The sequence below is a fragment of the Thauera aminoaromatica genome, from assembly GCF_000021765.1.
GTDB classification, from domain to species: Bacteria; Pseudomonadota; Gammaproteobacteria; order Burkholderiales; family Rhodocyclaceae; genus Thauera; species Thauera aminoaromatica.
Map to the genome: position 1 here is coordinate 2,945,974 of NC_011662.2, position 24,713 is coordinate 2,970,686.

34 protein-coding genes are annotated in these 24,713 nt (G+C 67.9%); 15 read left to right on the plus strand and 19 right to left on the minus strand.

What is annotated here, in order from left to right:
* Positions 1-8: 8 nt before the first annotated feature.
* The 7 genes from TMZ1T_RS12970 to TMZ1T_RS12995 all read right to left on the minus strand — a co-directional run bounded on the left by TMZ1T_RS12970 (position 9) and on the right by TMZ1T_RS12995 (position 3,806).
* Complete coding sequence (locus TMZ1T_RS12970; protein ID WP_012585631.1) at positions 9-1,109, minus strand: efflux RND transporter periplasmic adaptor subunit; 1,101 nt, start codon at positions 1,107-1,109, stop codon at positions 9-11.
* 144 nt (positions 1,110-1,253) lie between these two features.
* Positions 1,254-1,463: a gas vesicle protein GvpG gene (locus TMZ1T_RS12975; RefSeq protein WP_004304933.1), complete on the minus strand. Its 210-nt coding sequence runs from the start codon at positions 1,461-1,463 to the stop codon at positions 1,254-1,256.
* Between the two features lie 3 nt (positions 1,464-1,466).
* Positions 1,467-1,667 carry a hypothetical protein gene (locus TMZ1T_RS21110; protein WP_012585632.1) on the minus strand — a complete coding sequence of 67 codons (201 nt, stop codon included), beginning with the start codon at positions 1,665-1,667 and terminating at the stop codon, positions 1,467-1,469.
* A gap of 195 nt (positions 1,668-1,862) precedes the next feature.
* On the minus strand, positions 1,863-2,360 hold the full coding sequence (locus TMZ1T_RS12980; RefSeq protein ID WP_004304937.1) for a hypothetical protein: 498 nt from the start codon (positions 2,358-2,360) through the stop codon (positions 1,863-1,865).
* Entirely contained in the window at positions 2,357-2,758 is a 402-nt protein-coding gene (locus TMZ1T_RS12985; protein WP_004304939.1) for a hypothetical protein, read from the minus strand. The genes TMZ1T_RS12980 and TMZ1T_RS12985 overlap by 4 nt, the downstream gene beginning before the upstream one ends.
* Positions 2,758-3,120 (minus strand): hypothetical protein, encoded by a 363-nt coding sequence (locus TMZ1T_RS12990; RefSeq protein ID WP_012585633.1) that lies wholly within the window; start codon positions 3,118-3,120, stop codon positions 2,758-2,760. The genes TMZ1T_RS12985 and TMZ1T_RS12990 overlap by 1 nt, the downstream gene beginning before the upstream one ends.
* Positions 3,121-3,176: 56 nt before the next feature.
* Positions 3,177-3,806 (minus strand): DUF3313 family protein, encoded by a 630-nt coding sequence (locus tag TMZ1T_RS12995; protein WP_012585634.1) that lies wholly within the window; start codon positions 3,804-3,806, stop codon positions 3,177-3,179.
* A 32-nt stretch (positions 3,807-3,838) separates the two neighbouring features.
* On the opposite strand from TMZ1T_RS12995, the gene TMZ1T_RS21595 reads away from it, so the two are divergent.
* Entirely contained in the window at positions 3,839-4,642 is an 804-nt protein-coding gene (locus tag TMZ1T_RS21595; RefSeq protein WP_261788935.1) for a hypothetical protein, read from the plus strand.
* A gap of 66 nt (positions 4,643-4,708) precedes the next feature.
* Here the strand turns inward: TMZ1T_RS21595 and TMZ1T_RS13010 are convergent, their stop codons facing one another.
* From TMZ1T_RS13010 to TMZ1T_RS21345, 4 genes are all read right to left on the minus strand, one after another.
* Positions 4,709-5,299 (minus strand): hypothetical protein, encoded by a 591-nt coding sequence (locus TMZ1T_RS13010; protein ID WP_012585636.1) that lies wholly within the window; start codon positions 5,297-5,299, stop codon positions 4,709-4,711.
* 185 nt (positions 5,300-5,484) lie between these two features.
* Positions 5,485-5,823 carry an arsenic metallochaperone ArsD family protein gene (locus TMZ1T_RS13015; protein ID WP_012585637.1) on the minus strand — a complete coding sequence of 113 codons (339 nt, stop codon included), beginning with the start codon at positions 5,821-5,823 and terminating at the stop codon, positions 5,485-5,487.
* A 135-nt stretch (positions 5,824-5,958) separates the two neighbouring features.
* Positions 5,959-6,978, minus strand: a complete 1,020-nt coding sequence (dmeF, locus tag TMZ1T_RS13020) for a CDF family Co(II)/Ni(II) efflux transporter DmeF (RefSeq protein ID WP_012585638.1) — start codon at positions 6,976-6,978, stop codon at positions 5,959-5,961.
* 8 nt (positions 6,979-6,986) lie between these two features.
* Positions 6,987-7,208: a metal-sensitive transcriptional regulator gene (locus TMZ1T_RS21345; protein ID WP_187283003.1), complete on the minus strand. Its 222-nt coding sequence runs from the start codon at positions 7,206-7,208 to the stop codon at positions 6,987-6,989.
* Here TMZ1T_RS21345 and TMZ1T_RS13030 point away from each other — a divergent pair.
* From TMZ1T_RS13030 to torD, 5 genes are all read left to right on the plus strand, one after another.
* Positions 7,201-8,526: a hypothetical protein gene (locus TMZ1T_RS13030; RefSeq protein WP_041589668.1), complete on the plus strand. Its 1,326-nt coding sequence runs from the start codon at positions 7,201-7,203 to the stop codon at positions 8,524-8,526. The genes TMZ1T_RS21345 and TMZ1T_RS13030 overlap by 8 nt on opposite strands.
* A gap of 194 nt (positions 8,527-8,720) precedes the next feature.
* A complete protein-coding gene (locus TMZ1T_RS13035) occupies positions 8,721-8,906 on the plus strand; it encodes a periplasmic nitrate reductase, NapE protein (RefSeq protein WP_004304957.1) in 186 nt (61 codons plus the stop codon).
* 75 nt (positions 8,907-8,981) lie between these two features.
* Positions 8,982-10,205, plus strand: coding sequence for a pentaheme c-type cytochrome TorC (gene torC / locus TMZ1T_RS13040; protein ID WP_004304959.1), 1,224 nt, complete (start codon positions 8,982-8,984; stop codon positions 10,203-10,205).
* A gap of 16 nt (positions 10,206-10,221) precedes the next feature.
* Complete coding sequence (torA, locus tag TMZ1T_RS13045) at positions 10,222-12,738, plus strand: trimethylamine-N-oxide reductase TorA (protein ID WP_012585641.1); 2,517 nt, start codon at positions 10,222-10,224, stop codon at positions 12,736-12,738.
* Entirely contained in the window at positions 12,738-13,451 is a 714-nt protein-coding gene (gene torD / locus TMZ1T_RS13050; protein WP_004304964.1) for a molecular chaperone TorD, read from the plus strand. Before torA ends, torD begins: the two co-directional genes overlap by 1 nt.
* A 62-nt stretch (positions 13,452-13,513) precedes the next feature.
* On the opposite strand, the gene TMZ1T_RS13055 is transcribed toward torD, so the two are convergent.
* Positions 13,514-13,834 (minus strand): helix-turn-helix domain-containing transcriptional regulator, encoded by a 321-nt coding sequence (locus tag TMZ1T_RS13055; RefSeq protein WP_004304966.1) that lies wholly within the window; start codon positions 13,832-13,834, stop codon positions 13,514-13,516.
* A gap of 2 nt (positions 13,835-13,836) precedes the next feature.
* On the minus strand, positions 13,837-14,175 hold the full coding sequence (locus TMZ1T_RS13060) for a type II toxin-antitoxin system RelE/ParE family toxin (protein ID WP_012585642.1): 339 nt from the start codon (positions 14,173-14,175) through the stop codon (positions 13,837-13,839).
* A gap of 157 nt (positions 14,176-14,332) precedes the next feature.
* On the opposite strand from TMZ1T_RS13060, the gene TMZ1T_RS20895 reads away from it, so the two are divergent.
* Positions 14,333-14,488 carry a universal stress protein gene (locus TMZ1T_RS20895; protein WP_004304970.1) on the plus strand — a complete coding sequence of 52 codons (156 nt, stop codon included), beginning with the start codon at positions 14,333-14,335 and terminating at the stop codon, positions 14,486-14,488.
* Positions 14,489-14,491: 3 nt separating this feature from the next.
* On the opposite strand, the gene TMZ1T_RS13065 is transcribed toward TMZ1T_RS20895, so the two are convergent.
* The 4 genes from TMZ1T_RS13065 to TMZ1T_RS13080 all read right to left on the minus strand — a co-directional run bounded on the left by TMZ1T_RS13065 (position 14,492) and on the right by TMZ1T_RS13080 (position 16,569).
* The gene (locus TMZ1T_RS13065; protein ID WP_004304972.1) at positions 14,492-14,689 is read right to left on the minus strand and encodes a zf-HC2 domain-containing protein; all 198 of its coding nucleotides are present in this window, start codon (positions 14,687-14,689) and stop codon (positions 14,492-14,494) included.
* The gene (locus tag TMZ1T_RS13070; protein ID WP_004304974.1) at positions 14,686-15,297 is read right to left on the minus strand and encodes a sigma-70 family RNA polymerase sigma factor; all 612 of its coding nucleotides are present in this window, start codon (positions 15,295-15,297) and stop codon (positions 14,686-14,688) included. The genes TMZ1T_RS13065 and TMZ1T_RS13070 overlap by 4 nt, the downstream gene beginning before the upstream one ends.
* A complete protein-coding gene (locus TMZ1T_RS13075) occupies positions 15,294-16,094 on the minus strand; it encodes a DUF3047 domain-containing protein (RefSeq protein WP_012585643.1) in 801 nt (266 codons plus the stop codon). The genes TMZ1T_RS13070 and TMZ1T_RS13075 overlap by 4 nt, the downstream gene beginning before the upstream one ends.
* A 187-nt stretch (positions 16,095-16,281) precedes the next feature.
* Complete coding sequence (locus tag TMZ1T_RS13080; RefSeq protein ID WP_012585644.1) at positions 16,282-16,569, minus strand: BrnA antitoxin family protein; 288 nt, start codon at positions 16,567-16,569, stop codon at positions 16,282-16,284.
* Between the two features lie 232 nt (positions 16,570-16,801).
* Between TMZ1T_RS13080 and TMZ1T_RS13085 the strand changes: the two genes are divergently transcribed.
* From TMZ1T_RS13085 to TMZ1T_RS13095, 6 genes are all read left to right on the plus strand, one after another.
* The gene (locus tag TMZ1T_RS13085; RefSeq protein WP_012585645.1) at positions 16,802-19,858 is read left to right on the plus strand and encodes a class I SAM-dependent DNA methyltransferase; all 3,057 of its coding nucleotides are present in this window, start codon (positions 16,802-16,804) and stop codon (positions 19,856-19,858) included.
* A 102-nt stretch (positions 19,859-19,960) separates the two neighbouring features.
* Positions 19,961-20,317, plus strand: a complete 357-nt coding sequence (locus TMZ1T_RS21600) for a helix-turn-helix domain-containing protein (protein WP_012585646.1) — start codon at positions 19,961-19,963, stop codon at positions 20,315-20,317.
* Positions 20,318-20,321: 4 nt separating this feature from the next.
* Complete coding sequence (locus TMZ1T_RS20610) at positions 20,322-20,786, plus strand: putative toxin-antitoxin system toxin component, PIN family (RefSeq protein ID WP_012585647.1); 465 nt, start codon at positions 20,322-20,324, stop codon at positions 20,784-20,786.
* Positions 20,783-21,004 (plus strand): ribbon-helix-helix protein, CopG family, encoded by a 222-nt coding sequence (locus TMZ1T_RS13090; RefSeq protein ID WP_012585648.1) that lies wholly within the window; start codon positions 20,783-20,785, stop codon positions 21,002-21,004. Before TMZ1T_RS20610 ends, TMZ1T_RS13090 begins: the two co-directional genes overlap by 4 nt.
* 46 nt (positions 21,005-21,050) lie before the next feature.
* Positions 21,051-21,206: a hypothetical protein gene (locus TMZ1T_RS21350; RefSeq protein WP_012585649.1), complete on the plus strand. Its 156-nt coding sequence runs from the start codon at positions 21,051-21,053 to the stop codon at positions 21,204-21,206.
* A 114-nt stretch (positions 21,207-21,320) separates the two neighbouring features.
* Positions 21,321-21,635: a BrnA antitoxin family protein gene (locus TMZ1T_RS13095; RefSeq protein ID WP_012585650.1), complete on the plus strand. Its 315-nt coding sequence runs from the start codon at positions 21,321-21,323 to the stop codon at positions 21,633-21,635.
* 46 nt (positions 21,636-21,681) lie between these two features.
* Here TMZ1T_RS13095 and TMZ1T_RS13100 read toward each other — a convergent pair whose 3' ends face one another.
* Both TMZ1T_RS13100 and TMZ1T_RS13105 read right to left on the minus strand, forming a co-directional pair.
* Positions 21,682-22,002, minus strand: a complete 321-nt coding sequence (locus TMZ1T_RS13100) for a type II toxin-antitoxin system RelE family toxin (protein WP_012585651.1) — start codon at positions 22,000-22,002, stop codon at positions 21,682-21,684.
* A complete protein-coding gene (locus tag TMZ1T_RS13105) occupies positions 21,989-22,240 on the minus strand; it encodes a type II toxin-antitoxin system prevent-host-death family antitoxin (protein WP_012585652.1) in 252 nt (83 codons plus the stop codon). The genes TMZ1T_RS13100 and TMZ1T_RS13105 overlap by 14 nt, the downstream gene beginning before the upstream one ends.
* A gap of 364 nt (positions 22,241-22,604) precedes the next feature.
* Here TMZ1T_RS13105 and TMZ1T_RS21355 point away from each other — a divergent pair, with 364 nt between their 5' ends.
* Positions 22,605-22,760: a hypothetical protein gene (locus tag TMZ1T_RS21355; protein WP_187283066.1), complete on the plus strand. Its 156-nt coding sequence runs from the start codon at positions 22,605-22,607 to the stop codon at positions 22,758-22,760.
* A gap of 201 nt (positions 22,761-22,961) precedes the next feature.
* Complete coding sequence (locus tag TMZ1T_RS13110) at positions 22,962-24,599, plus strand: alpha-D-glucose phosphate-specific phosphoglucomutase (protein ID WP_012585654.1); 1,638 nt, start codon at positions 22,962-22,964, stop codon at positions 24,597-24,599.
* Positions 24,600-24,713: the final 114 nt, after the last annotated feature.

Below are 24,713 nucleotides of genomic sequence, written 5' to 3' on the forward strand. Positions count from 1 at the left end.
CCCGGGGCTCAGCGGGACTCGAGCGGGCGGACCGCCATGCCTTCGCGCAGCGCGCCGACGCCCGCAGCGACGACGCGCTCGCCGGGCGCGAGCCCGGACTCCACGACGATGTCGGCGCCGACGATGGCGCCGGTACGCACCGGGCGGCGCGCGACCCGCTCGTCGTCGCCGACGACCCACACGCCCGGCCGGCCCTGCGCGTCGGCGGCCACGGCGGCGAGCGGGACGGTGATGGCGGCGTCCGCCGCGGGCGCCCCGCCGGCGTCCGCCGCCGGTTCCAGGCTCACCGCCATCCCCGGCAGCAGGTTGACGCCGGCAGGCACCGAGCGCACCGCGAGCACCACCGCATAGGTCTGCGTCAGCGCGTCGGCCTCGGCGGCGAAGGACTGCAGCTCGAGCCTCAGCACCTGCCCCGGCGCGGCGCGGTCGCCCTCCACGCTGCGCTCGCCCTCGAGAAATGCGACCGCAGCTTGCTGCGGCCGCATGCGGCGCACCAGACGCTCGGGCACATTCACCACGACCTCGAGCGCGCGCAGGTCCTGCAGCTCGGCGATCGGCTGCTTGGCCTGCACATTGGTGAAGGGCTCGATGCGGCGGCGGGTGATCACGCCCTCGAAAGGCGCCTTGATCGCAGTGTCGGCGAGATCGCGCTCGGCGGCGGCGAGGCTGGTGCGCGCGGCTTCGAGGCGGGCGCGGCGGTCGTCGACCTCGGCGCGGGCGACCGCCTGCTCGCTTTCCCACAGGCGCTGATAGCGCGCGAGATCGTTCCGCGCACGCTCGAACTCCGCACGCGCGGCGTCCAGACGCGAGCGGTAGATGCGGTCGTCAAGGCGCGCGACCACCTCCCCAGCCTTCACCCGCCGCCCCTCCTCCAGGCTGAAGGAGTCGACGAAGCCGGGCACGTCGAACGACAACTCGGCGCGCCTGGCTGCACGCACCCGCCCCGGCAGGCGCAAGGCCTCGTCCGCCGTGCGCCGTCCGACGGTGAGAATCGGCGCCGGACGCGTCGCCTCCACCGCCGCAACGGGCGCGGGCCGCTCGCTGCAGGCGGCCAACGACAGGCAAAGCAGCGCGGTAGTCAGCGCGAAAACTGATTTTTGAATGCGCATGAATTTCTTCTGGTCGGATGCGGGCGGTCGGGGCGCGGGTCGCGTGCGCACTGCCGGCGCGGCGCAGCCACCAGACGTGCTCATCGCGCAAGGCCTGTTTACACGACGCGTGCATGCGGGGCACGCACGACGCGGGACCGATCGTCAGTTGGGTCGGTCCAGTATCCGCTTGCGCAGCAGATCGTAGTCGCCGCGATCGATCGCACCCTCGTCGAGCGCGCGCTGCAGGTCGGCCAGCTCCTGCCCCTTCGAGATCGTCGTGGTGCCCTGCACCTTCACATAGGTGTCCCCGCCGCAGCTCGCCAACAGCAGGCAACCGAGGACGGCCAGCAAGGGATAAGCTTTCGTGCGCATGGTTCACTCCACGCTGTCGATCAGGCGTTCGCGCTGGCGCTCGTACTCGCGGTCCGAGAGGGCGCCCGCCTCGCGCGCACGCTTGAGGTCGATGAGCTGCTGGCCGATGGAGACGTCCACCGTAGGCCGTACGACTTCGTGGCCACCGCAACCCGTCAGCGACAAGCCGATCAGCCCGGCGAAGAGGGCAAGCCTGGTATTCATTGAAAGGATCCCATGAGCGTGGCGACAGGCACGACCGAAACCGGCCATGCGGGACGGGCGAAACCGATTTGCGCAGCTTAATCCGGCCCGCATGCCCCATGTCCGCGTTCGTCCCAAAATGGGCCAGGCCGACGCAACAGGCGCCCGCCTGCAGGCACTCGGCTGCGAACATCGCTTCGGCTGGCCGGCCACTGCCTACTTCGCCAGGGGGATCTGCTGGAGCACACGACTGCCGATCGACGCATCCATCGCCAGTTCAAGCTGATACAGCCGCAGCGTCTGGATGGGCGTGATCACCTCACCCGCCTTCCGGATCATGTGGTGGCGGGCGTCCACCCGGGCCTGCTCCAGCGCGAGCGAGCGTGCCAGCGAGGTGCGCGCCGTGGGGTCGTCGATCCAGCCCGCGTCGAGCTGCCTGGCGTACTCGGCAAGCGTGTCGATCTGACGGTCACGCAAGGCGACGATCTCGGCCAGGTAGGCGCGATAGATCGGCCAGAAGCGCTTCGCACCCTGCTCGTCGAGCTTCATGCTGGCGCTGACCTCGATCACGCGGCGCAGGTCCACATCCTGGAACTGCTCGCGGATCAGACCGAGGGTCGCGTCCTCCTCGGGCGTTCCGGCATGCGCACCCAAGGCCAGCCCGGCGCAAAGGACGACGCCGGCAAGGTAACGGGTTGCAGATCGGATCGTCATCGTGCGTCCCCATCCTGGTGACTGTTCATGATGATGCTCGTGGCGACCGCGCCGACTGCGACCCCGATCAACACGCGGCTGAGATCGTCATCGTCGCGACGGTCGTAGCGCTCGTAACGGTCGCGGTAATAGCGGTCCTCGTAACGGTCCCGGATCCGCTCGCGCCGATGCTGCGCGACCGCGCCGGCGACATAGGCCCGTTTCATCTGCCGATGCCGGATCGCATCCTTGGCCGCCAGCGAACGCTCCACCCGCCGCTCGCGTGCGCGTGGCGATTGCGCCTCGGCCGGTTGCGGCCACAGGCCCGCGAGCAGGACCAGGGCGAGGCCCAGCGCGGCGAGTTGCCGGCGCGCGTCGCCGCGCTTGCCGTGACGAAAGTTGAAGGCCGGTTCGCTCATCAGCGGATCTCCTTCACCGCATCGAGGAACAGACGCGCCTCGTCGTTCCTGCACACCGCGTAGATCTCGCCCACCAGCGCGGTGATGCCGTCCTGGTTCAGCGGCCGGCGGGCGAAGTCGATGCCGTCGCGGCCGCTCAGGTAGCCATGGGCCCACATCAGGAAGACGTAGGCACGATCCTGGGCGGCGGCCAGCGCCTGTTCGTCCTTCTCGAGCGCTGGGTCGGCCGCTACGAAAAGATCGATGATGCCACTGCAGCGGGCACGCTCCATCTCGTCGCCCTGTGCGGGTTCGGCCCCCGCGTTCGGCGCGGAAAGGCCTAGGCACAGCGCCAGGCTGCAGACAAACGGACGAATTTTCATGTCAGGTTTCCTTCTAGGGAGACGGCAATCAGGACGGCGCATGCGCAGCCGAGGGCTCAGGGTCGATCGAGGTCCGTCGCCAGGCGCTCGGCGGCGTTCTCCAGCACCTTCTCGGCGGCCGACCAGCGCCCGAACGCCGAGGCGGCGTCGATGCCCGGCCGGCTGCGGGTGGCGACGAAGGCGACGCTGGGCGTGCTGGCCAGCCCCTCGTAGAGTTCGCCGCCGACGGTGACCGAGCCGATGAAGAGCCCCTTCGGGCTCACCATGTTGATGAGGGCGAAGGGCGGCACCATCATCACCATCTGGGCGCCGCTCGTCGGCTCGAGCCCGATGATGCGGAAGCGCACGCTCAGCACGCCCGGCGCGGGCGCGGTGACGAGTTGCCGGGTTCGCGACAGTTTCTCCTTCAGCACCCGCTCGGCGAACGCCGCCACCGCACGCGCCTCGGCGTCGCCGACATCGTGACGCGCCCCCTCTTCACCGATCTGCACGGCCACCGGGGCGACGAAGACCTTCGTGTAGCGGCTCAGCTCGATGCCCGGCTTGACGAACACGAGGGTGTTGGGCTCGTCGGCCTTGACGTCGAGCCGGGGGTAATCCTCCGGTGCGCGCAGCGCCGGAGTGGTGGAACAGGCGCTCAGGTCCAGCATGAGCGCACACGGCAGGGCAAGGCGTAACGTCTTCATCTATCGGATCCGATCGGGAGCATCACACTCGCGTGCAGGAAGCGGCCGTTGAAATAGATGCCGTCGATGCGGCGCGCGACCGCAACCGCGGCGCCGTGCGGCAGGTCGAGGTCGACGATGAACCATGGGCGCTGCGGATCGCCCTCGCGGACCGGTCGGACGCCACGCACCGGGCCGAAACGGCTCATGCGCTTGGTGAGGTTGGCGAGATCCGTTTCCGGACTCAGGCCCGACGGATCAGCTTCAAGTGCGGCCTCCGGCAGCTGGAACTGGATTGGGTCGAAAAGGCGTTGCAGGATAAATCGGGCGCAGGGAAAATCGGCGGCAAACGGCCCATTTCGGGCCGCCGCTCGTCTGGAGACATCGAGATGGACGATTTCGACCGGCGCTTCGAGAAGACCTTCGCGATGGTGGCCTTTGCGAGTAACCGCCACCTGGTCGATCACATGCGACGCATCATCAACTTGCTCGAGGTCGACGCGGAGAGCGCCATGTTGTGGGGCCTGGTCGCGCACCTCAGCGTCGCGCATGCCATGCATCCCGGCGCGCAGCCGGCGGACCTGCTCGCGCCCGACGGCTTCCTGCTCGGCGAGGCACGCCCGGTTCGCCTCGCCGATCTGGTGCAGGTGTCAGGGCTGCCGAAGGAGACCGTGCGGCGCAAGCTGGAAAAGCTGCGCGAGCGCGGCAAGCTCGGACGCACCGAGGACGGGCGCTGGGTGGTGCTGCGGAGCGGCGTCGACGAGACCACCTACGAGTTCACCCGCGAGTCGGTCAAGCGCCTGCTGCAGACCGCGCGCGTGATCGAGGGCATCCTGCAGCACGCGCGCCTGGACTGAACCGGCGCCGACTGCCGGCGGCAGGGGCGGACAGGGTGGCTCGGTCCGGGGGAACGGGGAATCCGTTCAGGTTGCGGCGACGGTCTCGGAGGCAGGGCCGCGAGGCGTTCCCGATGCGCTTGCGCGAGTAATCGTCGCGGCCGGTCGCTCCACGCCCACCTTCGCCTGGCCGAGGCGCAGGGAGAGGCGGCGCCAGTGGCGTTCGGGCAGATGGGCGTACAGCCACAGCTCGGCGGGTCGCCACATCGCCACCCAGGCGAAGATGTTCAGGCTCTCGCGCACCCCGTTCATCAGCTTCCCCGCGTCCTCGGGGATCGCCTGTGCGCAGGCGAGCAGCAGCACCACGCAAAGCAGACCGACCGCGGTCGACACCCGCGCGAAGCGGAAGATGTCGCGGATCTGCAGCGCGTGACGCTGCGCAGCGCGCGCGAAATGCGTGTGCACCCGCGCCGCGATCGCATCGGCGCACGCCGTGTCGGCGTCGGGCACCACAAACCGGATCACTAGCGCCGCACGCTCGTCGGCCGAACGTGCCTGGGTGAGAAGTTCCTCCGCGATGTCCGCCGGCAACGTCCCCCCAAGGGCACCGGCATCCGGAGGGCCCAAGGACCGGATGCTGTCCAGGGAGACACGCAGCTCATGGCAAGCCTTGACCATCGAAGCCCCCTCCCGCACGCGCCCAAGTGCTCACAGCCGGCATGATCGCGCGCGTCGCCGGCGCCCGGGACCGCCTTGCCCCATTTCGGGCCTCCGTGCCACCCCACCCGCCGCATTCGCGCCTTCCGGCGCTGCTGCTTGAATAGACCGCGCGCAGGCGGTCGAATGAAGGGCCCGTGCCAAGCTCAGCCGCAATGGCCGCCCGAGCAGCACCCCCCCGCCGGAATCGGCTGCGCCAGCCCGGCCCAGCGCGCGAGCTCGCTGCGCGTGGGATGGCGGCCGGCCACGGCCAGCTCGCCGTCGACCAGGGCCAGCGGCAGGGCGTCATATCCGGAGCGCTCGACGAAGTCCTCGACAACCGCATTCCGCGCGAACTCGTCCGGCTGCTCGGCAAAGCTGAAGCGCTCGATGTGTGCGCCCTGCCCCATCGCCCACGCCACGTCGGCGGCGAAATCAGCCATCGACTCGTCCGCGACCGCGCCGCTACCACCCTGCGAAAGCTCGAAAATCTGGATGTTTCTCATTTCTTGTCTCCTGTACCCGCCAGCCCGGCGAAGTCGATGGAAAGATCGATCGATTCGGTCACCCACGGCGCCGAAGCACCCAATTTAATCGCGCCCCGGCATCGGTGCCAAGCGGGCGGGCGCACCGTCGCCGCCTCACGAAGCGGCCTCGACAAGGGCTCCCCGGGAACCGCCATGGTGATGGATCTCGATCGTGGAGTGCACGATCTCCTCGTGCTCCGCCAGGCGGGCGCGTACGGCGTCGGGGGTGAGCGCGGCATCGGATGTCACCACCGCGACGGCGCACGAGTAGGCCGCCTTGCCGACGCGCCAGACGTGCAGGTCGGTGATCCGGGTTTCGCCCGCCTCCGGTGCGGATTCGACCGCTTCACGGATCTCGGCCACGACCGGGTGATCCATCTCGCGATCGAGCAGCACCCGGCCCGTCTCGACCAGCAGGCCCTTGGCCCAGACGGCGACCAGCACCGCGCCGACGATGCCCATCACCGGATCCAGCCAGGACCAGCCGTAGATCCAACCGCCAACGAGCGCGACGATGGCCAGCACCGAGGTCGCCGCGTCGGCGATGACGTGGAGGTAGGCCGACTTGAGGTTGAGGTCGTGATGGGGGTGATCGTGGGCATGACCGCGATGCTCGTGACCATGGCCGTGCGAGTGGCCGTGACCGTGGCCGTGGTGGTGATGGTCGTGACCGTGATGGTGCGCCCTGCCCAGGATCAGCGCGCACACGAGGTTGACCGCCAGCCCCAGGATGGCGACCGCGATCGCCTCGCGGTACTGGATGGCTTGCGGCGACACGATGCGCTCGATCGAGCCGACGACCATCATCGCCGCCACGCCGAGCAGGAAGATGGCGCTGGCGAAGCCGCCCAGGATCTCGATCTTCCACGTGCCGAAGGCGAAGCGCCGGTCCTGCGCGTAGCGCCGCGCGGCGGCATAGGCCAGCGCGGAAACACCGATCGCGAAGGCGTGCGAGCTCATGTGCCAGCCATCGGCCAGCAGCGCCATCGAATTGAACCACCAGCCGGCGGTGATCTCGATCACCATCGCCGCGGCGGTGATCCACATCACCACCCGCGTGCTGCGCTCGGCGAGCGCGTTGCCGGTATCGAAGACGTGGTCGTGGGTCCACGCGGACAGGTTCTCGGTGTGCATGGCGGGGCTCACTTCAGATAGGTGCGCAGGACGCCGATCAGTTCGTCGGCGCCCTTGGTGCGCTCGGCATCATCGGTCATCGCCGGATCGGCGATGCGGGTGCGGATGTGCTCCTCGACGACCTCGGCCGATAGGGGGTACGGTATCCGAAGCCGGGGACCGGGGCCACCCGGGTCGTATTCCAATGAGCATGCAACAGCCCGGACGGGCTTGCAGAAAGGGATGACCATGGAGACGAGCGACTTCAGCTTCAGCCTGCACGCCGGCGCGCGCGACGTGGCCGAGGCGATCAACCGGGGCTGCGACTGCCGCAGCCTCGATCCCGAGCGCCTGCGCCGGCAGCTCGAGGCGGAGCCCAGCCTGCTCGGGCTCGCCGCCGAGATCGGCCGCAGCCGGCCGCAGCTCTTCTCCGCGACCGCCGTGTTCATCGCGCCCGCAACCCTGGCGGCCATGGCGGACCTCATCGGCGCGGTCGAATCGGTCCTGACGCTGCCGGCCTGTCAGGCGATCGCGCTCGATCGCGCACCGCCGATCGCCCGCATCGCGCTCGGACCGAAATCGGTGTTCATGGGTTTCGACTTTCACCTGGGCGAAGCCGGCCCGCAGCTCATCGAGATCAACACCAACGCCGGCGGAGCCCTGCTCAACGGGGCACTGGCACGCGCGCAAAAAGCCTGCTGCGAGCAGATCCAGCCCTTCCTGCGCCCGACCGCAGCGCTCGGGACGCTCGACCAGCGCTGGCTGGACGACTTCCTCGCCGACTGGTCGCTGCAGGGGCGAAGCGGCAAGCCCGCCCGCGTCGCCATCGTCGACGAACATCCCACGGGCCAATACCTGTATCCCGAGTTCCTGCTCTTTCGCCAGCTCTTCCGCGGCGCCGGCATCGATGCCGTGATCTGCGACCCGGCCGAGCTGTCGTTCGAGTCGGGCCGCCTGCTGCATGGCGGCGCGCCGATCGACCTGGTTTACAACCGCCTCACCGATTTCTACCTGCAGGCTCCAGCGCTGGCGCCCCTGCGCGCAGCCTACGAGACCGGCGCGGTCGTGCTGACCCCCCACCCGCGTGCGCACGCGCTCTACGCGGACAAGCGCAACCTCACCGTCCTGAGCGATGCCGCACGGCTTGCCGAACTCGGCGTGCCACAGCCCCTTGTCGACCGCCTGCTCGCAGGGGTCCCGCGCACGGTCGAAGTCACCCCGGAACGCGCAGGAGCGTTGTGGGCAGCACGGCGCGGCCTGTTCTTCAAACCCTTCGCCGGTTTCGGCAGTCGTGCGACCTATCGGGGAGACAAGCTCACGCAGCGCGTCTGGCAGGAGATTCTCGCCGGCGGCTACGTCGCGCAAGACCTCGCCCTTCCCTCCGCACGGCGCGTCGCCGTTGATGGCCAACGCAGCGATCTCAAGCTCGATGTCCGCGCGTATGCGTATGCCGGCGCGATCCGCCTGGTCGCTGCGCGGCTGTACAAGGGACAGACGACCAACTTCCGCACGCCGGGCGGCGGCTTTGCGCCGGTATTCGTGGCCACCGCCGGGCGGCTTTCCGGGTGAAAAGAGGCTTGTGTTAATGCCATTAACACCAGCGCTCCTTTCCATTCACAAATTTCCCCTCGGCGTTAACACCCGATATCTATGATCAGGGTGTGGCTTTAGTACCGGACCATCCCCAGCCCGAGCCGATCCCGCGCCACGCGCGCGTCGCCTCCGGCCTCGTCCGGAGAACGCATCAACGCGGAGATCGAGACGTGAACAATCAAGCAAGCGGGCATTCCGCCCCATCGGGTACCCAGGCGCCCCAGCGCCCGGGCGAGTGGCGCAGGTTCCTGCTGCTCGCCTTCGTCGGCCTGCCCATCACCATGGTGCTGGCGATCGCGGCCTACGGATTCGTGGTCTGGTTCCTGCAGATCCTGTTCTTCGGCCCCCCGTCCTGATCCCTCCACGCTGCAACACAGGCCTCGCGGCAGGGCCGCAGGCCCGGGAACCGGACAACAAGCAGGAGCATTGAAATGAAGAATCTACTCAGGTCCTTGCGGGACCTCTTCCTCAAGCCATCGGTTCGGATCGGCCTCGGCGTGCTGGTCACCGGCGGCTTCATCGCCGGCGTGCTGGCCTGGCAAGGCTTCAACACCGCCATGGAAGCCACCAACAAGGAAGAGTTCTGCCTGAGCTGCCACACCATGCACGACAACCTGCTGCCCGAGCTGCAGAAGACGGTGCACTGGAACAACCGCAGCGGCGTGCGCGCGCGCTGCCCGGACTGCCACGTGCCGCACGACTTCACCGACAAGGTGGCGCGCAAGATGCAGGCCAGCCGCGAGGTGCTCGGCCAGCTCCTCGGCACCATCGACACCCGCGAGAAGTTCAAGGAGCACCGCATCGTGCTGGCGCAGCGCGAGTGGAAGCGCTTCGCGGCCAACGGCTCGAAGGAATGCCGTGCCTGCCACGACTACAAGGACATGAACTTCGACAAGATGCGCCCCGCCTCGCAGGTGGCGATGCGCAAGGCCGCCGAGCGCAACCAGAGCTGCGTCGACTGCCACAAGGGCGTCGCCCACCAGTTGCCCGAGATGAAGGGCGCGCGCAACCCGGCCTTCGACACCCTGGTGTCCTCCGCCTCCGGACAGAGCGTGGCTACGGGCAAGGACTACTTCCTGGTGGTGCCGCAGGAACTCTTCGCCGACGAAGGTCTGAGCAAGCGCATCGGCTCGGTCGAGGTCGCCACCCAGGTCAAGGTGCTCGAGACCAAGGGCGACGCGCAGCGGGTCGAGTTCGCGCTGTGGCGCAAGAACAAGGGCTATGGTCGCGTCTGGTACAGCCACTTCGGCCTCAACATCACCAGCGCCACCTTCGACAAGGACGTCGCGCAGGACACGAGCTTCGTGAAGGTGCTCGACACCCGGGAAGACCCGATGACCGGCCTCGAATGGCAGCAGGTCACCGCCACCGCGTGGATGCGCAAGGGCAGCGTGCTCGACAGCGTCGAACCGGTGTGGTCGATCGCCCGCGCCAGCTACAGCAGCAGCTGCAGCGTGTGCCACCGCCAGCCCGACGAAGCGCACTTCGACGCCAACACCTGGCCGGGCCTGTTCGGCGGCATGGTCGGCTTCACCAGCATGGACGACGACACCGCCCGCGTGGTGCTCAAGTACCTCCAGACCCATTCGTCCGATTTCAGCAAGTCGCATGGCGCCGGTTCGCCCGATGCCGCCCTGCAGACCGCGCGTCCCTGATCAGGAGTTGAACACCATGAACTACTCTCGGCGAGGTTTCCTCAAGGCCATGGCGGCGATGTCGGGCAGCGCGCTGGTCGCGCCCGGTCTGCTCACCGCCGCCCCGGCCCTCGCGGCCGGCGAGGCGGCCGCGGTCGGCGACGACATCACCACCTGGAAGATCTCCGGCTCGCACTTCGGCGCCATCCGCGCCAAGGTGGTCGGCGACCGCGTGGTCGATATCCGCCCCTTCGAGCACGACAAGCATCCGACGGAGATGGTCAAGGGCCTGCTCGGCCTGATCTACAGCCCGTCCCGCGTGCGCTACCCGATGGTGCGCCTGGACTGGTACCGCAAGCGCCACCTCAGCGACACCAGCCAGCGCGGCGACAACCGCTTCGTGCGCGTGAGCTGGGACGAGGCGCTCGACCTGTTCTACGAAGAACTCGAGCGCATCCAGAAAAACTACGGCCCGTGGGCGCTGCACACCGGCGGCGTGGGCTGGCGCTCGGTCGGCCAGGTGCATAGCTGCGGCAACCACATGGTGCGCGGCGTCGGCATGCACGGCCGCAGCGTCGGTACCATCGGCGACTACTCGACCGGCGCCGGGCAGATGATCCTGCCCTACGTGCTCGGCTCGACCGAGGTGTACTCGCAAGGTACCTCGTGGGACGTGATCCTCAAGGAGAGCAAGCTCGTCGTGTTCTGGGCCAACGACCCGATCAAGAACCTGCAGGTGGGCTGGAACACCGAGACCCACGAGTCCTACGCCTACTTCGAGCAGCTCAAGGCCAAGGTTGCCGACAAGTCGATCCAGGTGATCTGCATCGATCCGGTCAAGAGCAAGACGCTGAACTACCTCGGCGCTGCCGAGCACCAGTACATCAACCCGATGACCGACGTGGCGCTGATGCTCGCCATCGCGCACACGCTGGTGAAGGAAAACCTGCACGACCAGAAATTCCTCGACACCTACACCCTCGGCTTCGACCAGTTCCTGCCCTACCTCCAAGGCAAGACCGAGGACAAGGTCGAGAAGACGCCCGAGTGGGCGGAGAAGATTTGCGGCGTGCCTTCTGATCGCATCCGCGAGCTCGCCCGCCTGATGGCCAGGCACCGCACCCAGCTCATCTTCGGCTGGGCGGTGCAGCGCCAGCAGCACGGCGAGCAGCCCTACTGGATGGGCGCGGTGCTCGCCGCCATGCTCGGCCAGATCGGCCTGCCCGGCGGCGGCATCAGCTACGCGCACCACTACAGCTCGGTGGGCGTGTCCTCGTCGGGCGCCGCCATGCCCGGCGCCTTCCCGCTCAACCTCGACCCCGGCCGCAAGCCCAGGCACGACAACACCGACTACAAGGGCTACAGCGCGGTGGTGCCGATCGCTCGCGTCATCGACGCCCTGCTCGAGCCGGGCAAGGAGATCGACTTCAACGGCGGCAAGGTCAAGCTGCCGCCCTACAAGATGGCGATCTTCAGCGGCTGCAACCAGTGGCATCGCCAGCCCCAGCGCAACCGCATGAAGGAAGCCTGGCAGAAGCTCGAGACCGTGGTCGCCATCGACTACAACTGGACCGCCACCTGCCGCTTCGCCGACATCGTGCTGCCGGCGTGCACGCCCTTCGAGCGCAACGACCTCGACGGCTACGGCTCGTACAGCAACCGCGGCATCCTCGCGATGCAAAAGCTCATCGACCCGCTCTTCCACTCGCGCCCCGACTTCGAGATCTTCCGCGGCCTCACCCGGCGCTTCAACCGCGACGCCGAATACACCCGCGGCATGGACGAGATGCAGTGGATCGAGAAGATCTACGAGGACTGCCGCAAGGAGAACGGCCTCAAGGACATCGCCATGCCGCCGTTCGCCGAGTTCTGGCAGAAGGGTTACGTGCTGTTCCCCGAGGGCAAGCCCTGGGTGCGCCACGCCGACTTCCGCGACGACGCCGAGGTCAACGCGCTCGGCACGCCGTCGGGCTTCATCGAGATCTTCAGCCGCAAGATCGAGCGCTACGGCTACGCCGACTGCAAGGGCCACCCGGTGTGGATGGAGAAGACCGAGCGCTCGCACGGCGGCCCCGGCTCCGACCGCTTCCCGCTGTGGCTGCAGTCGGTGCACCCGGACAAGCGCCTGCACTCGCAGCTGTGCGAATCCGAGCCGCTGCGCGAGACCTACGCCATCGCCGGCCGCGAGCCGGTGTTCATCGGCCCCGATGACGCCGCCGCGCGCGGCATCGCCCACGGCGACCTGGTGCGGGTGTTCAACGATCGCGGCCAGTTGCTGGCCGGCGCGCACGTGTCCGACAATTTCCCGCGCGGCGTGGTGCGCATCCAGGAAGGCGCCTGGTACGGCCCGACCGGTCCGGAGATCGGCGCGCTCGACACCTACGGCGACCCCAACACGCTGACGCTCGACATCGGCACCTCCAGCCTGGCGCAGGCCACCAGCGCCAACACCTGCCTGGTGCAGATCGAGAAGTTCGTCGGCACCCCGCCGCGGGTGACGTCCTTCGGCGGCCCGATCGAGGTCGATCCGGAAGGCCGGGAGGTGAAGGCGTGATGGACGCGCGATCGCAGGCAGGAACACCCCCGCCCCTCTCGCCCGCGGAATGGCGGTTCGCGAGCACGCAGCGCGCCGGGCTGTACGGCTGGTTCTCCCGGCTGTACGCGCAGGAGGTCACCGACGAGCTGTTCCGCAGCCACTTCGCGGACGGGGGCTTCGCCCCCTTCGCGGGGCTGGCCGAATTGGGCCTCGCCGCCGAGGTGCAGCGCCTCGACGACGCCGTCGCCGCGCTGCGCGCGGAGCAACTGCCACGCCTGGAGCTGGCCGCGGACTTCGCCCAGCTCTTCCTGCTCGACGGCACGACCAGCGCCCTGCCCTACGCCTCGGCCTACGCGGGCAAGGACGCCGCCTCGCCGCTCTACGGCGCGGCGGAGGCGCGCATGCGCGAGTTCCTCACCGCGCGCAAGCTGGCGATCCAGGCCGACTTCCGCGAACCCGCCGACCACCTCGCCGTGGCGCTGGCGGTGATGGCGGAGGTGGCGGAGAAGGACTCGGGGGCCAGCGACCTCCCCACCGCAGCCGCGACCCAGGCGGATTTCCTGCGCACCGCGCTGCTGGACTGGCTGCCGCACTTCGTCGCCCGCTGCCAGCAGGCGCGGCCGCGCTTCGACGTCTACCCGGCGCTGGCGGCCCTGCTGCTCGGGTTCGTGCGTGCGGACATGGCGTTTCTGGGGGATGTGGGCGGGGGTGCGGGGGCAGCCGCAGACTGACGCGCGCGCCCTGCCCCGTCACACCCGACGGTGCGAGCGCACGTCTCGGTGCGCGCCCGCACTCATGCCACGACGACGGTCGTCCGCACTTCGACCCCGAGCGCCCGCTTGATGGCGGCAAAGATCGCCGAGATGTTGCTCATCGTCGGATTGCCCGACGCCGACAGCATCCGGTGCAGGCTTTTCGCGGGCTTGTGGATCTCCTCGGCGAGGGACTCGAAGCCAAGGGTCGCGTTCACAAGGTCTCGCAAAACCAGCTTTGCGGTGTCGGGCTCACCGTTGATGAACAGGGTGATCGCCTCGTCGAGCAGCGCCTGCGCGAACGCGGGGTCGCGCTGCACCCGTGCAGCGACGGTCTGCTTGAAGTCGCGGGTCAGTGCCATGGTCAGGCTCCTTTCTTCATCCGGGCCTTGCGGCGCTTGTAGTCCTCCCACAAGGCCACCGCTTCGTCGATATCGCCCTGCTGGCGCTTCTTGCTCCCGCCACCGAGCAGCACGACGATCTCGAGCCCATCCTTCTCCAGGTAGATGCGGTATCCAGGGCCCCAATCGATCTTGTACTCACCGATGCCCCGAAACCACTCGACGTTCGAGAGGTTGCCCAGCTCCATTCTTGCCGCTGCTACCGTAACCTTCGCGGCCGCGATGGGGTCGAGCGTTGAAAACCAGTCGGCGTAGGGACTGCTGCCATCAGGTAAAACAAGCTCTCTGAGATGGTAGGGCATTGCTTGCCAATGGTAACAGATAAGTTACTTTTAAGGAGAGCGACTTCAGCGAGCGTTCTCGAAGATTTTGCACAGCAGGGTCGGGCTGCCAACAGAATTGCTTAATGCATATTTCGATCGCATTTTACCTGTGGCAGAGGCCGGCGGGAAAACGCTGTTGGCGGGCCTATTCCCGCTCGCGCTGCTGATCCGCGTGATCCAAATGCTGCTGATGGGCGCCTACGCCCACTCGCCGCTGCGCGCGGTGCTCGTCGGCAGCAAGACCACCGACCTGCTGCGCGCAGCGACGATCCCGACGTTGCTGCTGCGCTGATGCTCAGCGCTCGCCACCCTCGCAGCCCTCGCGCAGGCGCCTGGCGGCGAGGCGCAGCACGTCGAGATGCAGCCCGTAGTTCGAGCAGCCCCTGCACATCGCCGTGTGCACCTTCAGCGCCAGGCGCTCGCGCAGGCTCAGCGTGCGCTCGTAGCGTTCGGACATGAGCCGGGTCGCGTCCTTGCAGTTCATCATCTTCATCGGGACTCTCCCTGGAACCAGCGGTTCTCCAGACACTCCCGCAGCCCGAGCCGCGCACGGTGCAGGATCACGAAGCAGTTGTTGGGGGTGATGCCCAGCTCCGCGCAAATCTCGGCGGTCTCGAGCTCCAGCAGCTCGCGCATCGTGTAGACGCGGGCGATGTGCTCGGGAAGCTTGTTCATGCAGAGGTCGAACACTTGCCAGAACGCGTCCTGCTCGAAGGCGGCTTCCGGATCGGACCAGGTCGCGGGGCGATCGTCGGGGTTCCAGTGCCCCCCTTGCTTGAACAGCACGTCGAACTCTTCCAGCCCGGCGTCCAGATCCGAGGACCCGACGAGATCCGAGCTGCAGATCTCACGCGAGGACGCGCGGATGTGGTCGACGATCTTGTTGCGCAGGATCGCGAACATCCAGGTCTTGAAGGCAGACCGCCCGGCAAAGCTCTTTGCGCTCCGCATCGCCGCCATCAGCGCCTCCTGAACCATGTCCTCCGCCGCCCCGCTGTCGCGCAGCTGCATGCGGGCAAAGCGCAGCATGTCGCGCCGGATGGCGCTGATCGACGCGTCGTCCCACGGCGGGGCCGCAGCCTGTGCGCCTGCCTTGCTCATCGCTCGCTCCTGTCGGGTGCAACCCGATCATCGCGCTTCGTCGCTGGATCGGGCGCCGCACAGATCTCGTCGCGCGACACGAAGCGGAACTCCGCAAACCCTGCGCGTGCCCGCTCGCCGGTGTTGTCCGTATCGGACGCCAGGGCAATCCCGCCGAGCTGCGCCGGCAGATCACCGAAGGCGCGCTTGAAGTCTTCCGCCACATCGCGCCGCTCGACGACCCAGGCCCCGGCATCCCCCGCGCCCGAGCGCAGCACGATCATGCGCGTGCGGTCGGTGTAGGCGTTGGGCATCAGGGTGCCGACCGGCTGGCGGTTGTCCCACACGTAGTTGAGCGCCGCGTCCGGCACCTGGTCGCCGTAGATCGAGCGCGCCAGCGCCAGCTTGGCCCGGGTGGCCAAGCCGAGCGCCTCGGGCGCCACCTTGAAGCTCACATACACCCGCGCCGCGTAGTCGTCGCCAGCCTTGGTCCTCATGTCCGCGGTGACGAGCGGCGCATCGACGCGCCACAGCCAGCACAGGTGCGGCGTGGCCTCGAGGTCGACCTCGAGCGGGCGGCCGAGCAAGGCCATGCTGCGCTCGGCCACCGCCTCGATCGCGACCACGCCATTCCAGGTCTTGAGTGTGTACCGCGTGGGCGCGACGCGCGCGTCGAGCTGCTGCACGCGCCAGGGCTCGGGCAGGCCCGAGGCGCCGGCGGGGAAGCGCCCGACCCAGACCGTGGCAGCCTGCGCCACGGTTGCGGAGCACATCAGTGACAGGGCGAGTGCCCAGCGCATGCAGGTATCTGCAGGCATCTGTGTTGTCTCCATCTCAGGCTGCTTGTCCTAAGCGCGTGGCTTGCAGGCTCCGGATGGTGGTCGGATCAGCACGGCACGCCTTCCCGGGAGGAAGAGAGCACGACACCCAACCTGCGCACCACGCCCCACGAACGCTTACAAGAATTGTGTGCGTGCCATACGCATCACCTACCGCGCAAACGTCTCAAGCCGGCGAGTGCGTCTTCAACCAGTCCTTGAGCGCGGCATCCATCCGCGTCTGCCAGCCATCCCCCGTCGCGCGGAACTGCTCCACCACGTCGCGCGACAAGCGGATCGTGATGCGTTCCTTGGTTACAGCGGCCGGCGGCCTGCCGCAGCGGATCGTCGGTTTGGCCGCCTCCCACTCCGCATCCGTATAGGGGATGGCATCCGGATCCGACAACGCAGCGGCCGTGATGGCAGCAACTTCCTCGGCGCTCGGATGCAGGGTTCCCGTCCTAAGCTTCGGCATAGCGTTTGACCTCTCGTTGGTTTGCCTTGCGAAGGCTGATCACCCGCCGGCTATCGGCACGATCCACGAAGACGACGGAATCTGTCCGACATTTTTGTACATGCACGTCCAATTCACCACACCCCGACCTCACTGCGACCACTTCCCCGCCCTTGCCTTCGCCGCGCGTGCAGTGCAAACCCACAAGTCCTGACACCACCCCGCCCGCTACAATCCCCGCACCCCAACCCGCATGCATGACCACCCCGTGACCTCGTCATCCACCTTGCCCCAGCCCGCCGACAGCGCCAGCCCCGCCGCCCTCGACGCCTTCATCGCGCGCTGGCAGCGCGCCGGTGGCAGCGAGCGCGCCAACTACCAGCTCTTCCTCGCCGAGCTGTGCGAACTGCTCGCGCTGCCGCGCCCCGACCCTGCCGGCGAGGACACCCGCGACAACGCCTACGTGTTCGAGCGCCGGGTGCTGATGCGCCAGCCCGACGGCAGCGCCAGCAACGGCTTCATCGACCTCTACCGCCGCGGCGCCTTCGTGCTCGAGGCCAAGCAGTCGGGCAGGACGCTCGACAGCTCGGGCTGGGACAAGGCCATGCTGCGCGCCCACAACCAGGCCGACCAGTACGCCCGCGCGCTCCCCGCCGACGAGGGCCGGCCGCCCTTCATCCTGGTGGTCGACGTCGGCCGCAACATCGAGCTCTACGCCGAGTTCAGCCGCTCGGGCGCCACCTACACGCCCTACCCCGACCCCCGCAGCCACCGCATCCGCCTCGACGACCTGCATCGCGAAGACATCCGCCAGCGCCTGCGCGAGGTCTGGCTCGACCCGCTCGCGCTCGACCCCGCCCGCCGCTCGGCGCGCGTCACGCGCGAGATCGCCGACCGCCTGGCCTCGCTCGCGCGCTCGCTCGAAGCCGCCGGTCACGACCCGCAGCAGGTCGCCGGCTTCCTGATGCGCGCACTGTTCACCATGTTCGCCGAGGACGTCGGCCTGCTGCCGCCGCGCGCCCTCACCGAACTGCTCGAAAGCCTCAAGGGCCAGCCGCACACCTTCGCGCCGATGCTCGAGCACCTGTGGCAGAACATGAACACCGGCGGCTTCTCGCCGATCCTGCGCAACAAGGTGCTGCGCTTCAACGGCGGCCTGTTTGCCGAGGCCAGCGCCATCCCGCTCGACCGCGACCAGCTCGAGCTGCTGCTGAAGGCATCGAAGGCCGACTGGCGCTACGTCGAACCCGCCATCTTCGGCACCCTGCTCGAGCGCGCGCTCGACCCGCGCGAACGCCACAAGCTCGGCGCCCACTACACCCCGCGCGCCTACGTCGAACGCCTGGTGCTGCCCACCGTCATCGAACCGCTGCGCGCGGAATGGCGCGAGGTGCAGGCGGCCGCGCTCACCTACGAGCAGCAGGGCAAGCACAGGGAGGCGGTCGCCGAGATCCGCACTTTCCACCGCCACCTGTGCACCGTGCGCGTGCTCGACCCCGCCTGCGGCAGCGGAAATTTCCTGTATGTGACGCTGGAACACCTCAAGCGCCTCGAAGGCGAGGTGCTCAACCTGCTGCACGACCTCGGCGAATCCCAGGGCCTGCTCGAACTCGAAGGCGTCACCGTCGATCCGCAGCAGTTCCTCGGCCTCGAGATCAACCCGCGCGCCGCCCGCATCGCCGAGATGGTGCTGTGGATCGGCTACCTGCAATGGCACTTCCGCACCCACGGCTCGGTGAACCCGCCCGAGCCGGTGCTGCGCGACTTCCGCAACATCGAGCACCGCGACGCGCTGATCGAGTACGAGCGCGAGGAACCGGTCACCGACGAGGCGGGACGCCCGGTCACGCGCTGGGACGGCGTGAGCTACCGGAAGAGCCCGATCACCGGCGAGGACATCCCGGACGAGACCGCGCAGGTGGTGCAGATACGCTACGTGAACCCGCGCAAGGCGGCGTGGCCGCAGGCGGATTACATCGTGGGGAATCCGCCGTTCATCGGCGCCGCCACCATGCGCCGCGCGCTCGGCGACGGCTATGTGGACGCGGTACGCCGCACCTGGCCCGAGGTGCCGGAATCGGCCGATTTCGTCATGTACTGGTGGCACATCGCCAGCGAGACCGTGCGCGCGGACAAGGCGCGCCGCTTCGGCTTCATCACCACCAACAGCATCAAGCAGACCTTCAACCGCCGCGTCGTGCAGGCGCAGCTCGAGGCGAAGAACCCGCTGTCGCTGGCGTTCGCGATTCCGGATCACCCGTGGGTGGATGCGGCGGACGGGGCGGCGGTGAGGATTGCGATGACGGTGGGGGCGGGGGGTGAGCAGGACGGGCAATTGTCGGAAGTAAAGGACGAACGTGAGACTGACCAAGACGAAATCGACGTAACGCTACAAACACGTAGTGGACGCTTGCATGCGGATCTCCGCAGCGGCGCAAACGTGACCGGTGCAATCTCGCTTCGGTCAAATGTTGGCATCAGTTCGCCGGGGGTAAAGCTCCACGGTGCCGGCTTCATCGTCACGCCCGACGAGGCAAGGTCACTTGGCCTCGGCACAATTGGTGGCATTGAGCACCACATTCGGGCCTATCGGAATGGACGCGACCTCACCGATAGACCCCGCGGAGTAATGGTCATCGATCTCTTCGGCCTCACCGTCGACGAAGTGCGAACCCGATACCCAGCGATTTATCAGTGGGTACTAGAGCGGGTGAAGCCAGAGCGCGATCAGAACAACCGTGCAATCTACCGAGAAAATTGGTGGATCTTTGGTGAGGCTCGAAGGGACTGGCGCGCGATGTCTGCGGGCTTGAAGGCACATGTCGCGACAGTGGAAACAATGAAGCATCGGGTCTTCCAGTTGCTCGACGCCAACATCCTTCCGGACAACAAGGTGGTGAATGTTGCGACCGATGACGCCCTGCTACTCGGCATCCTGGGTAGCAGGCTCCATGTTGCGTGGGCCCTTGCGGCTGGTAGTCGCCTTGGCGTTGGCAACGACTCCGTCTATGTAAAAACCACCTGCTTCGAAACCTTCCCCTTCCCCGACCCCTCGCCCGCGCAAGCCGCCCGCATCCGCGACCTCGCCGAGCAGCTCGACGCTCACCGCAAGCGCCAGCAGGCGCTGCACCCCGAGCTGACCCTCACCGGCATGTACAACGTGCTCGAAAAGCTGCGCGCCGGCGACACGCTCACGCCCAAGGAACGCACGATCCACGAGCAGGGCCTGGTGTCGGTGCTGCGCGAGCTGCACGACGCGCTCGACAGCGCAGTGTTCGAGGCCTACGGCTGGTGCGACCTCGCCGCGTAACTCGTCGGCAAGCCCGGCGCCACCACGCCGCTGCCCGACAAGCCCGAAGCCCAGGCCGCCGCCGAGGAAGAACTGCTGCGCCGCCTCGTCGAACTCAACGCCGTGCGCGCCGCCGAAGAAGCCCGCGGCCACATCCGCTGGCTGCGCCCCGACTACCAGAACCCCGGCGCCACTTCCGCCACTGCCGTCCCAAGCCAGGTCGAAGCCGACTTCGGCCCCGCCGACGAGGCCGAATCCGCTGCAGCCCCCGCCGCCGCCGGCAAGGCGACCTGGCCCAAGAACATGCGCGAACAGGTCGCCGCCGTGCGCAGCGCGCTCGCGCACCAGCCGCTCCCCGCCGAGGCCATCGCCGCCCGCTTCAAGCGCACCCCCCGCGCCGGCGTGCAGGCCGTGCTCGAAGCGCTGGAAGAGCTGGGCATGGTGGCGCACGAGGGCGGCACGTATCGCTTGCAGGGGTGAGTCAATGAGCCGTCTTGTCCGGGAATCTGACAGCACCTATGCTGTCAATATCGTGCCAGTCGTCATCGATACGAATGTCTTCGTCGCAGCTTTGCGATCCGCGGGAGGTGCATCGCGACAGGTGCTGCGCCGGGCCTTGGAAGGCAATTTTCAGCCATTGTTCGGAAACGCACTCTGGCTGGAATACAACGACCTCCTTGGTCGGCCGGTGTGGGGCGATGCAACAACCTTGACCGAACGACAGCGGGTTCTGGCTGCACTTGCACGGCGCGGTCGATGGGTTTCGGTCTATTTCGGGTGGCGCCCGAACCTGCCCGACGAGGGCGACAATCATCTTTTCGAACTTGCACTTGCCGGGAATGCAGCTGCGATCATCACCCACAACGTTCGGGATGTCGGGCGGGGTGAACTAAAGCTGGGCGCGCTGCGCGTGATGACGCCGGCTGAAGCATTGAAGGAGTGGCCATGAGTACGTTGACGATTCGTTTGCCTGATGACACCGCCGCGAGGCTCAAGGCGCTGGCGCGTAGCCGCGGGCAGAGCATGAACAAGCTGATCGAAGAACTCGGCGCGCAGGCGCTGGCCGCATGGGATACGGAGAATCACTTTCGCGCCGTTGCGGCGACGGGTGACGTCCGCGCGGCGCTCGCGGTTCTGGATCGGCTCGATGCTGCGGATCGCAATTAAGGAATAACGGGGACGTACCCCGGTTACGCGCGAACAGGTCGCCGCCGTGCGCAGCACGCTCGCCCACCAGCCGCTCCCCGCCGAGGCCATCGCCACCCGCCTCAAGCGCACGCCCCGCGCCGGCGTGCAGGCGGTGCTCAAAGCGCTGGAAGAGCTCGGCACGGTGTTGCCTGAGGACGGTGCGTATCGGCTGCAGGGCTAAGGTCGCTTGTCGGCGCCTTTATGGCGGTGTTGACGGTGGTGCATACCGGGCGCAGTGGTGCGACGCGCGTGATCAGCTTTCGCCGGGCAAGTCGTGAACAACGCGAGGTATGCGATGAGTGGCTCGAAAACGAATGCGATGAAACGTAAGGCTGTGCTGGAGGCGGTACGCGCCATCCCGCCAGCGCAGGATTTTGTGTGGGACGGCTCGGATGAGGATGACCGTCCCGCCGCTGCAGTCGAGCTGGCCGCAGGAATCGATGCCGCGCGGCGCAAGCGCGGACGGCCTGTCGGATCAGGCACCAAGGAGCAGGTCGCGATCCGCATCGACCACGACATCCTCGAGGCCTTCCGCGCGGGCGGGCCGGGGTGGCAGACGCGAATGAACGACGCCCTGCGCGAGTGGGTCAAGAAACATCCAACGCCGTGAACGGAAAACGGGGACAGACCCCGATTATCCCTCCGGTTGGGCGGCGTCAACCGGACAACAGGCGATCCACAGCGGCGCGATACGCGGCCATGTCTTCGCGCTTCGCCACTGCAAGAACGAGAACGGTCAGCACACCTTCTTCGACCTGGTAAACGAGCCGGTAGCCTTGCTTGCGCAACTTGATCTTGTAGCAGTCACGCAGATCGCCATGAAGCTCAGCCCCTGGCACCCTGGGATGCTCCAGACGCTTCCTCAGCAGTTTCTTGAGCACTTCCTTGACGCTGCCGTCGAGAGCGTTCCATTCGTCGAGGGCGTCGGGCAGGAACTTCAGTCGATAGCGCGGCGGCGGCGATTCAGAGCTGCTCAAGATCGACCTCGATCGCCTCAGCTTTCTTGGCCAGTCGCTGCCGCGCAAGCTCGACCAGGTCGCGGTCTGCCAACTCCTCGATCAGCGCCTCGAACAGCTTCGGCGTCACCATGTAGAAGGCAGGACGATTGTGGTTGAGAACCGCCACGGGCTTTTCCCCGGCCGTACGCAGGACCTGTGCGGGGTTCTTCTTGAACTCGGACATGCTGACCGAGAAATCGGCATAGATCGCATCCACAGCCACCTCCTTTAAAGAGCTACAAATATAGCTCCGTTTATAGCTCAAATAAAGGCGAGAATCGAGAAAAACGGGGGCAGACCCCGATTATCCCTTTAGCCGTCAGCCTTGCTCGCTATGGCTCAGATCAAGGCGAGCATCGGGGACGCCCCCCGCCGAACGACGACGCGTCACGCCTTGACCGCGCTGTCGTCCCGTCGTTCCAGATACGAGGCCAGCGCCTCGAAGAGCCGGTCGGTGCGTCCGCTCTCGTCTACATGTGGGAAAATCGGGGACAGACCACGATTAACCCATCCCGATCAAGCCTTCCCGCCCCTGTGCTCGTCAGGACCACCGCCGATGGGGTGCCGAAATGTGGAATGCCTTGTTCAACCTGTTCGTCGCGGCGGTCGTCGCGCCCGCGGCAGCGCTGATCGTGATCGCCTGGAGCGGAAAGCTCGGCTGGCCGCCGCTGCTGGGTTTGATCGTCGCCGTGGCGGCAGGCCTGGGCATCATCAGCGATCGAATCCGCAAGCCATGAGCCGCTGACCGCGATGCACCGGGGCGGCGTCCCATCGTCCCGCGTGGCTGCACGCACGCGCCGACCCCGCGCAGCACTTGAGAACTTCGCCGCAAACACGTTCAATACCGGCCTTCCGAGGCCGCCCCTCCACGACACGCCGACGCGACCCGCCTCGGCCACCGCCAAGCCTTCCGCGCCCACAAACCGCCGCGAGCATCCATGAGCATCCAGACCGTCCCCACCCGCCCCTTCCCCGGCCAGCGCCCCGGCACCTCCGGCCTGCGCAAGAAGGTCGCCGTCTTCCAGCAGCCGCACTACCTCGAGAACTTCGTGCAGGCGGTGTTCGACACCCTGCCCGGCCACGAAGGCCAGACCCTGGTGCTGGGGGGTGACGGCCGCTTCCACAACCGCGTCGCGGTCTGCACCATCCTGCGCATGGCGGCGGCCAACGGCTTCGCCCGCGTGCTGGTGGGCCGGGGTGGGCTGCTGTCGACGCCGGCGGTGAGCGCGGTGATCCGCGGTCGTGGCGCCTTCGGCGGGCTGATCCTGTCGGCCAGCCACAACCCGGGCGGACCGGAGGGCGACTTCGGCATCAAGTACAACGCCGCCAACGGCGGCCCCGCGCCGGAGAAGCTCACCGAGGCGATCTACGCGCGCAGCACGGAGATTGCCGAGTACCGCATCGAGGACGCGGGCGCGGACATCGACTTCGACACCCTCGGCACGCGCACCCTGGGCGGCATGACCGTGGAGGTGATCGACCCGGTCGCCGACTACGCCGAGCTGATGCAGCAGCTCTTCGACTTCGACGCCATGCGCGCCTGGTTCGCCGCCGGCCACCGCATGCGCTTCGACGCCATGAGCGCGGTGAGCGGGCCGTACGCGCGCGCGATCCTCGAAGGCCAGCTCGGCGCCCCCGCCGGCACCGTGATCAACGGCGAGCCGCTGGAGGATTTCGGCGGCCACCATCCCGACCCCAATCCGGCGCACGCCGCCGAGCTGATGGCGGCGATGTCCGGCCCCGGCGCGCCCGACTTCGGCGCGGCCTCGGACGGCGACGCCGACCGCAACATGATCCTCGGCCGCGACTTCGTGGTCACCCCGTCCGACAGCCTGGCGGTGCTCGCCGAGCACGCCACCCGGGTGCCCGGCTATCGCACCGGGCTGGCCGGCATCGCGCGCTCGATGCCGACCTCGCGCGCCGCCGACAAGGTCGCCGCGGCGCTCGGCATCCCCTGCCACGAGACGCCCACCGGCTGGAAGTTCTTCGGCAACCTGCTCGACGCCGGCCAGGCCACGCTGTGCGGCGAGGAGAGCTACGGCACCGGCTCGAACCACGTGCGCGAAAAGGACGGCCTGTGGGCGGTGCTGTTCTGGCTCAACCTGCTCGCCACCACCGGGCGCTCGGTGGAAGATCTGGTGCGCGCGCACTGGGCGCGCTTCGGCCGCCACTACTACTCGCGCCACGACTGGGAGGGCATCCCCAGCGAGCGCGCCGACGCGCTGATGGCCGAGCTGCGCGCGAGCCTGCCCGCGCTCGCCGGACGCGACTGCGGCGACGGCCTGCGCATCGCCAGCGCCGACGACTTCGCCTACACCGACCCGGTCGACGGCTCGGTCAGCACCCGCCAGGGCGTGCGCCTGCTTTTCGCCGACGGCAGCCGCATCGTGTTCCGCCTGTCGGGCACCGGCACTGAGGGCGCCACGCTGCGCGTGTACCTGGAGCGGTTCGATGCCGACCCGGCCCGCCACGACCAGCCGGTGCAGCAGGCGCTCGGCGCGCTCATCCGCATCGCCGACGAGGTCGCCGGCATCCGCAGGCACAGCGGCATGGAAGGGCCGACGGTGGTGACCTGACGGCTGGCCGGCGCTGCCTCGCACCAGTCTGTTCACAAGGCGCCGCGCAACTTCCGGCACTGTCTGGACGGTGCGACGCGCGGCGCTTCAGCGCGCGGCACCGTCTCAACGACG

What these genes read in the sequence shown, in the direction of transcription:
- TMZ1T_RS12970 (WP_012585631.1), bottom strand. Translation starts at nt 1,109, where the DNA reads ATGCGCATTCAAAAATCAGTTTTCGCGCTGACTACCGCGCTGCTTTGC.
- TMZ1T_RS12975 (WP_004304933.1), bottom strand. Translation starts at nt 1,463, where the DNA reads ATGCGCACGAAAGCTTATCCCTTGCTGGCCGTCCTCGGTTGCCTGCTG.
- TMZ1T_RS21110 (WP_012585632.1), bottom strand. Translation starts at nt 1,667, where the DNA reads ATGAATACCAGGCTTGCCCTCTTCGCCGGGCTGATCGGCTTGTCGCTG.
- TMZ1T_RS12980 (WP_004304937.1), bottom strand. Translation starts at nt 2,360, where the DNA reads ATGACGATCCGATCTGCAACCCGTTACCTTGCCGGCGTCGTCCTTTGC.
- TMZ1T_RS12985 (WP_004304939.1), bottom strand. Translation starts at nt 2,758, where the DNA reads ATGAGCGAACCGGCCTTCAACTTTCGTCACGGCAAGCGCGGCGACGCG.
- TMZ1T_RS12990 (WP_012585633.1), bottom strand. Translation starts at nt 3,120, where the DNA reads ATGAAAATTCGTCCGTTTGTCTGCAGCCTGGCGCTGTGCCTAGGCCTT.
- TMZ1T_RS12995 (WP_012585634.1), bottom strand. Translation starts at nt 3,806, where the DNA reads ATGAAGACGTTACGCCTTGCCCTGCCGTGTGCGCTCATGCTGGACCTG.
- TMZ1T_RS13010 (WP_012585636.1), bottom strand. Translation starts at nt 5,299, where the DNA reads ATGGTCAAGGCTTGCCATGAGCTGCGTGTCTCCCTGGACAGCATCCGG.
- TMZ1T_RS13015 (WP_012585637.1), bottom strand. Translation starts at nt 5,823, where the DNA reads ATGAGAAACATCCAGATTTTCGAGCTTTCGCAGGGTGGTAGCGGCGCG.
- dmeF (WP_012585638.1), bottom strand. Translation starts at nt 6,978, where the DNA reads ATGCACACCGAGAACCTGTCCGCGTGGACCCACGACCACGTCTTCGAT.
- TMZ1T_RS13030 (WP_041589668.1), top strand. Translation starts at nt 7,201, where the DNA reads ATGACCATGGAGACGAGCGACTTCAGCTTCAGCCTGCACGCCGGCGCG.
- TMZ1T_RS21345 (WP_187283003.1), bottom strand. Translation starts at nt 7,208, where the DNA reads ATGGTCATCCCTTTCTGCAAGCCCGTCCGGGCTGTTGCATGCTCATTG.
- torC (WP_004304959.1), top strand. Translation starts at nt 8,982, where the DNA reads ATGAAGAATCTACTCAGGTCCTTGCGGGACCTCTTCCTCAAGCCATCG.
- torA (WP_012585641.1), top strand. Translation starts at nt 10,222, where the DNA reads ATGAACTACTCTCGGCGAGGTTTCCTCAAGGCCATGGCGGCGATGTCG.
- torD (WP_004304964.1), top strand. Translation starts at nt 12,738, where the DNA reads ATGGACGCGCGATCGCAGGCAGGAACACCCCCGCCCCTCTCGCCCGCG.
- TMZ1T_RS13055 (WP_004304966.1), bottom strand. Translation starts at nt 13,834, where the DNA reads ATGGCACTGACCCGCGACTTCAAGCAGACCGTCGCTGCACGGGTGCAG.
- TMZ1T_RS13060 (WP_012585642.1), bottom strand. Translation starts at nt 14,175, where the DNA reads ATGCCCTACCATCTCAGAGAGCTTGTTTTACCTGATGGCAGCAGTCCC.
- TMZ1T_RS13065 (WP_004304972.1), bottom strand. Translation starts at nt 14,689, where the DNA reads ATGAAGATGATGAACTGCAAGGACGCGACCCGGCTCATGTCCGAACGC.
- TMZ1T_RS13070 (WP_004304974.1), bottom strand. Translation starts at nt 15,297, where the DNA reads ATGAGCAAGGCAGGCGCACAGGCTGCGGCCCCGCCGTGGGACGACGCG.
- TMZ1T_RS13075 (WP_012585643.1), bottom strand. Translation starts at nt 16,094, where the DNA reads ATGCCTGCAGATACCTGCATGCGCTGGGCACTCGCCCTGTCACTGATG.
- TMZ1T_RS13080 (WP_012585644.1), bottom strand. Translation starts at nt 16,569, where the DNA reads ATGCCGAAGCTTAGGACGGGAACCCTGCATCCGAGCGCCGAGGAAGTT.
- TMZ1T_RS13085 (WP_012585645.1), top strand. Translation starts at nt 16,802, where the DNA reads ATGCATGACCACCCCGTGACCTCGTCATCCACCTTGCCCCAGCCCGCC.
- TMZ1T_RS20610 (WP_012585647.1), top strand. Translation starts at nt 20,322, where the DNA reads ATGAGCCGTCTTGTCCGGGAATCTGACAGCACCTATGCTGTCAATATC.
- TMZ1T_RS13090 (WP_012585648.1), top strand. Translation starts at nt 20,783, where the DNA reads ATGAGTACGTTGACGATTCGTTTGCCTGATGACACCGCCGCGAGGCTC.
- TMZ1T_RS13095 (WP_012585650.1), top strand. Translation starts at nt 21,321, where the DNA reads ATGAGTGGCTCGAAAACGAATGCGATGAAACGTAAGGCTGTGCTGGAG.
- TMZ1T_RS13110 (WP_012585654.1), top strand. Translation starts at nt 22,962, where the DNA reads ATGAGCATCCAGACCGTCCCCACCCGCCCCTTCCCCGGCCAGCGCCCC.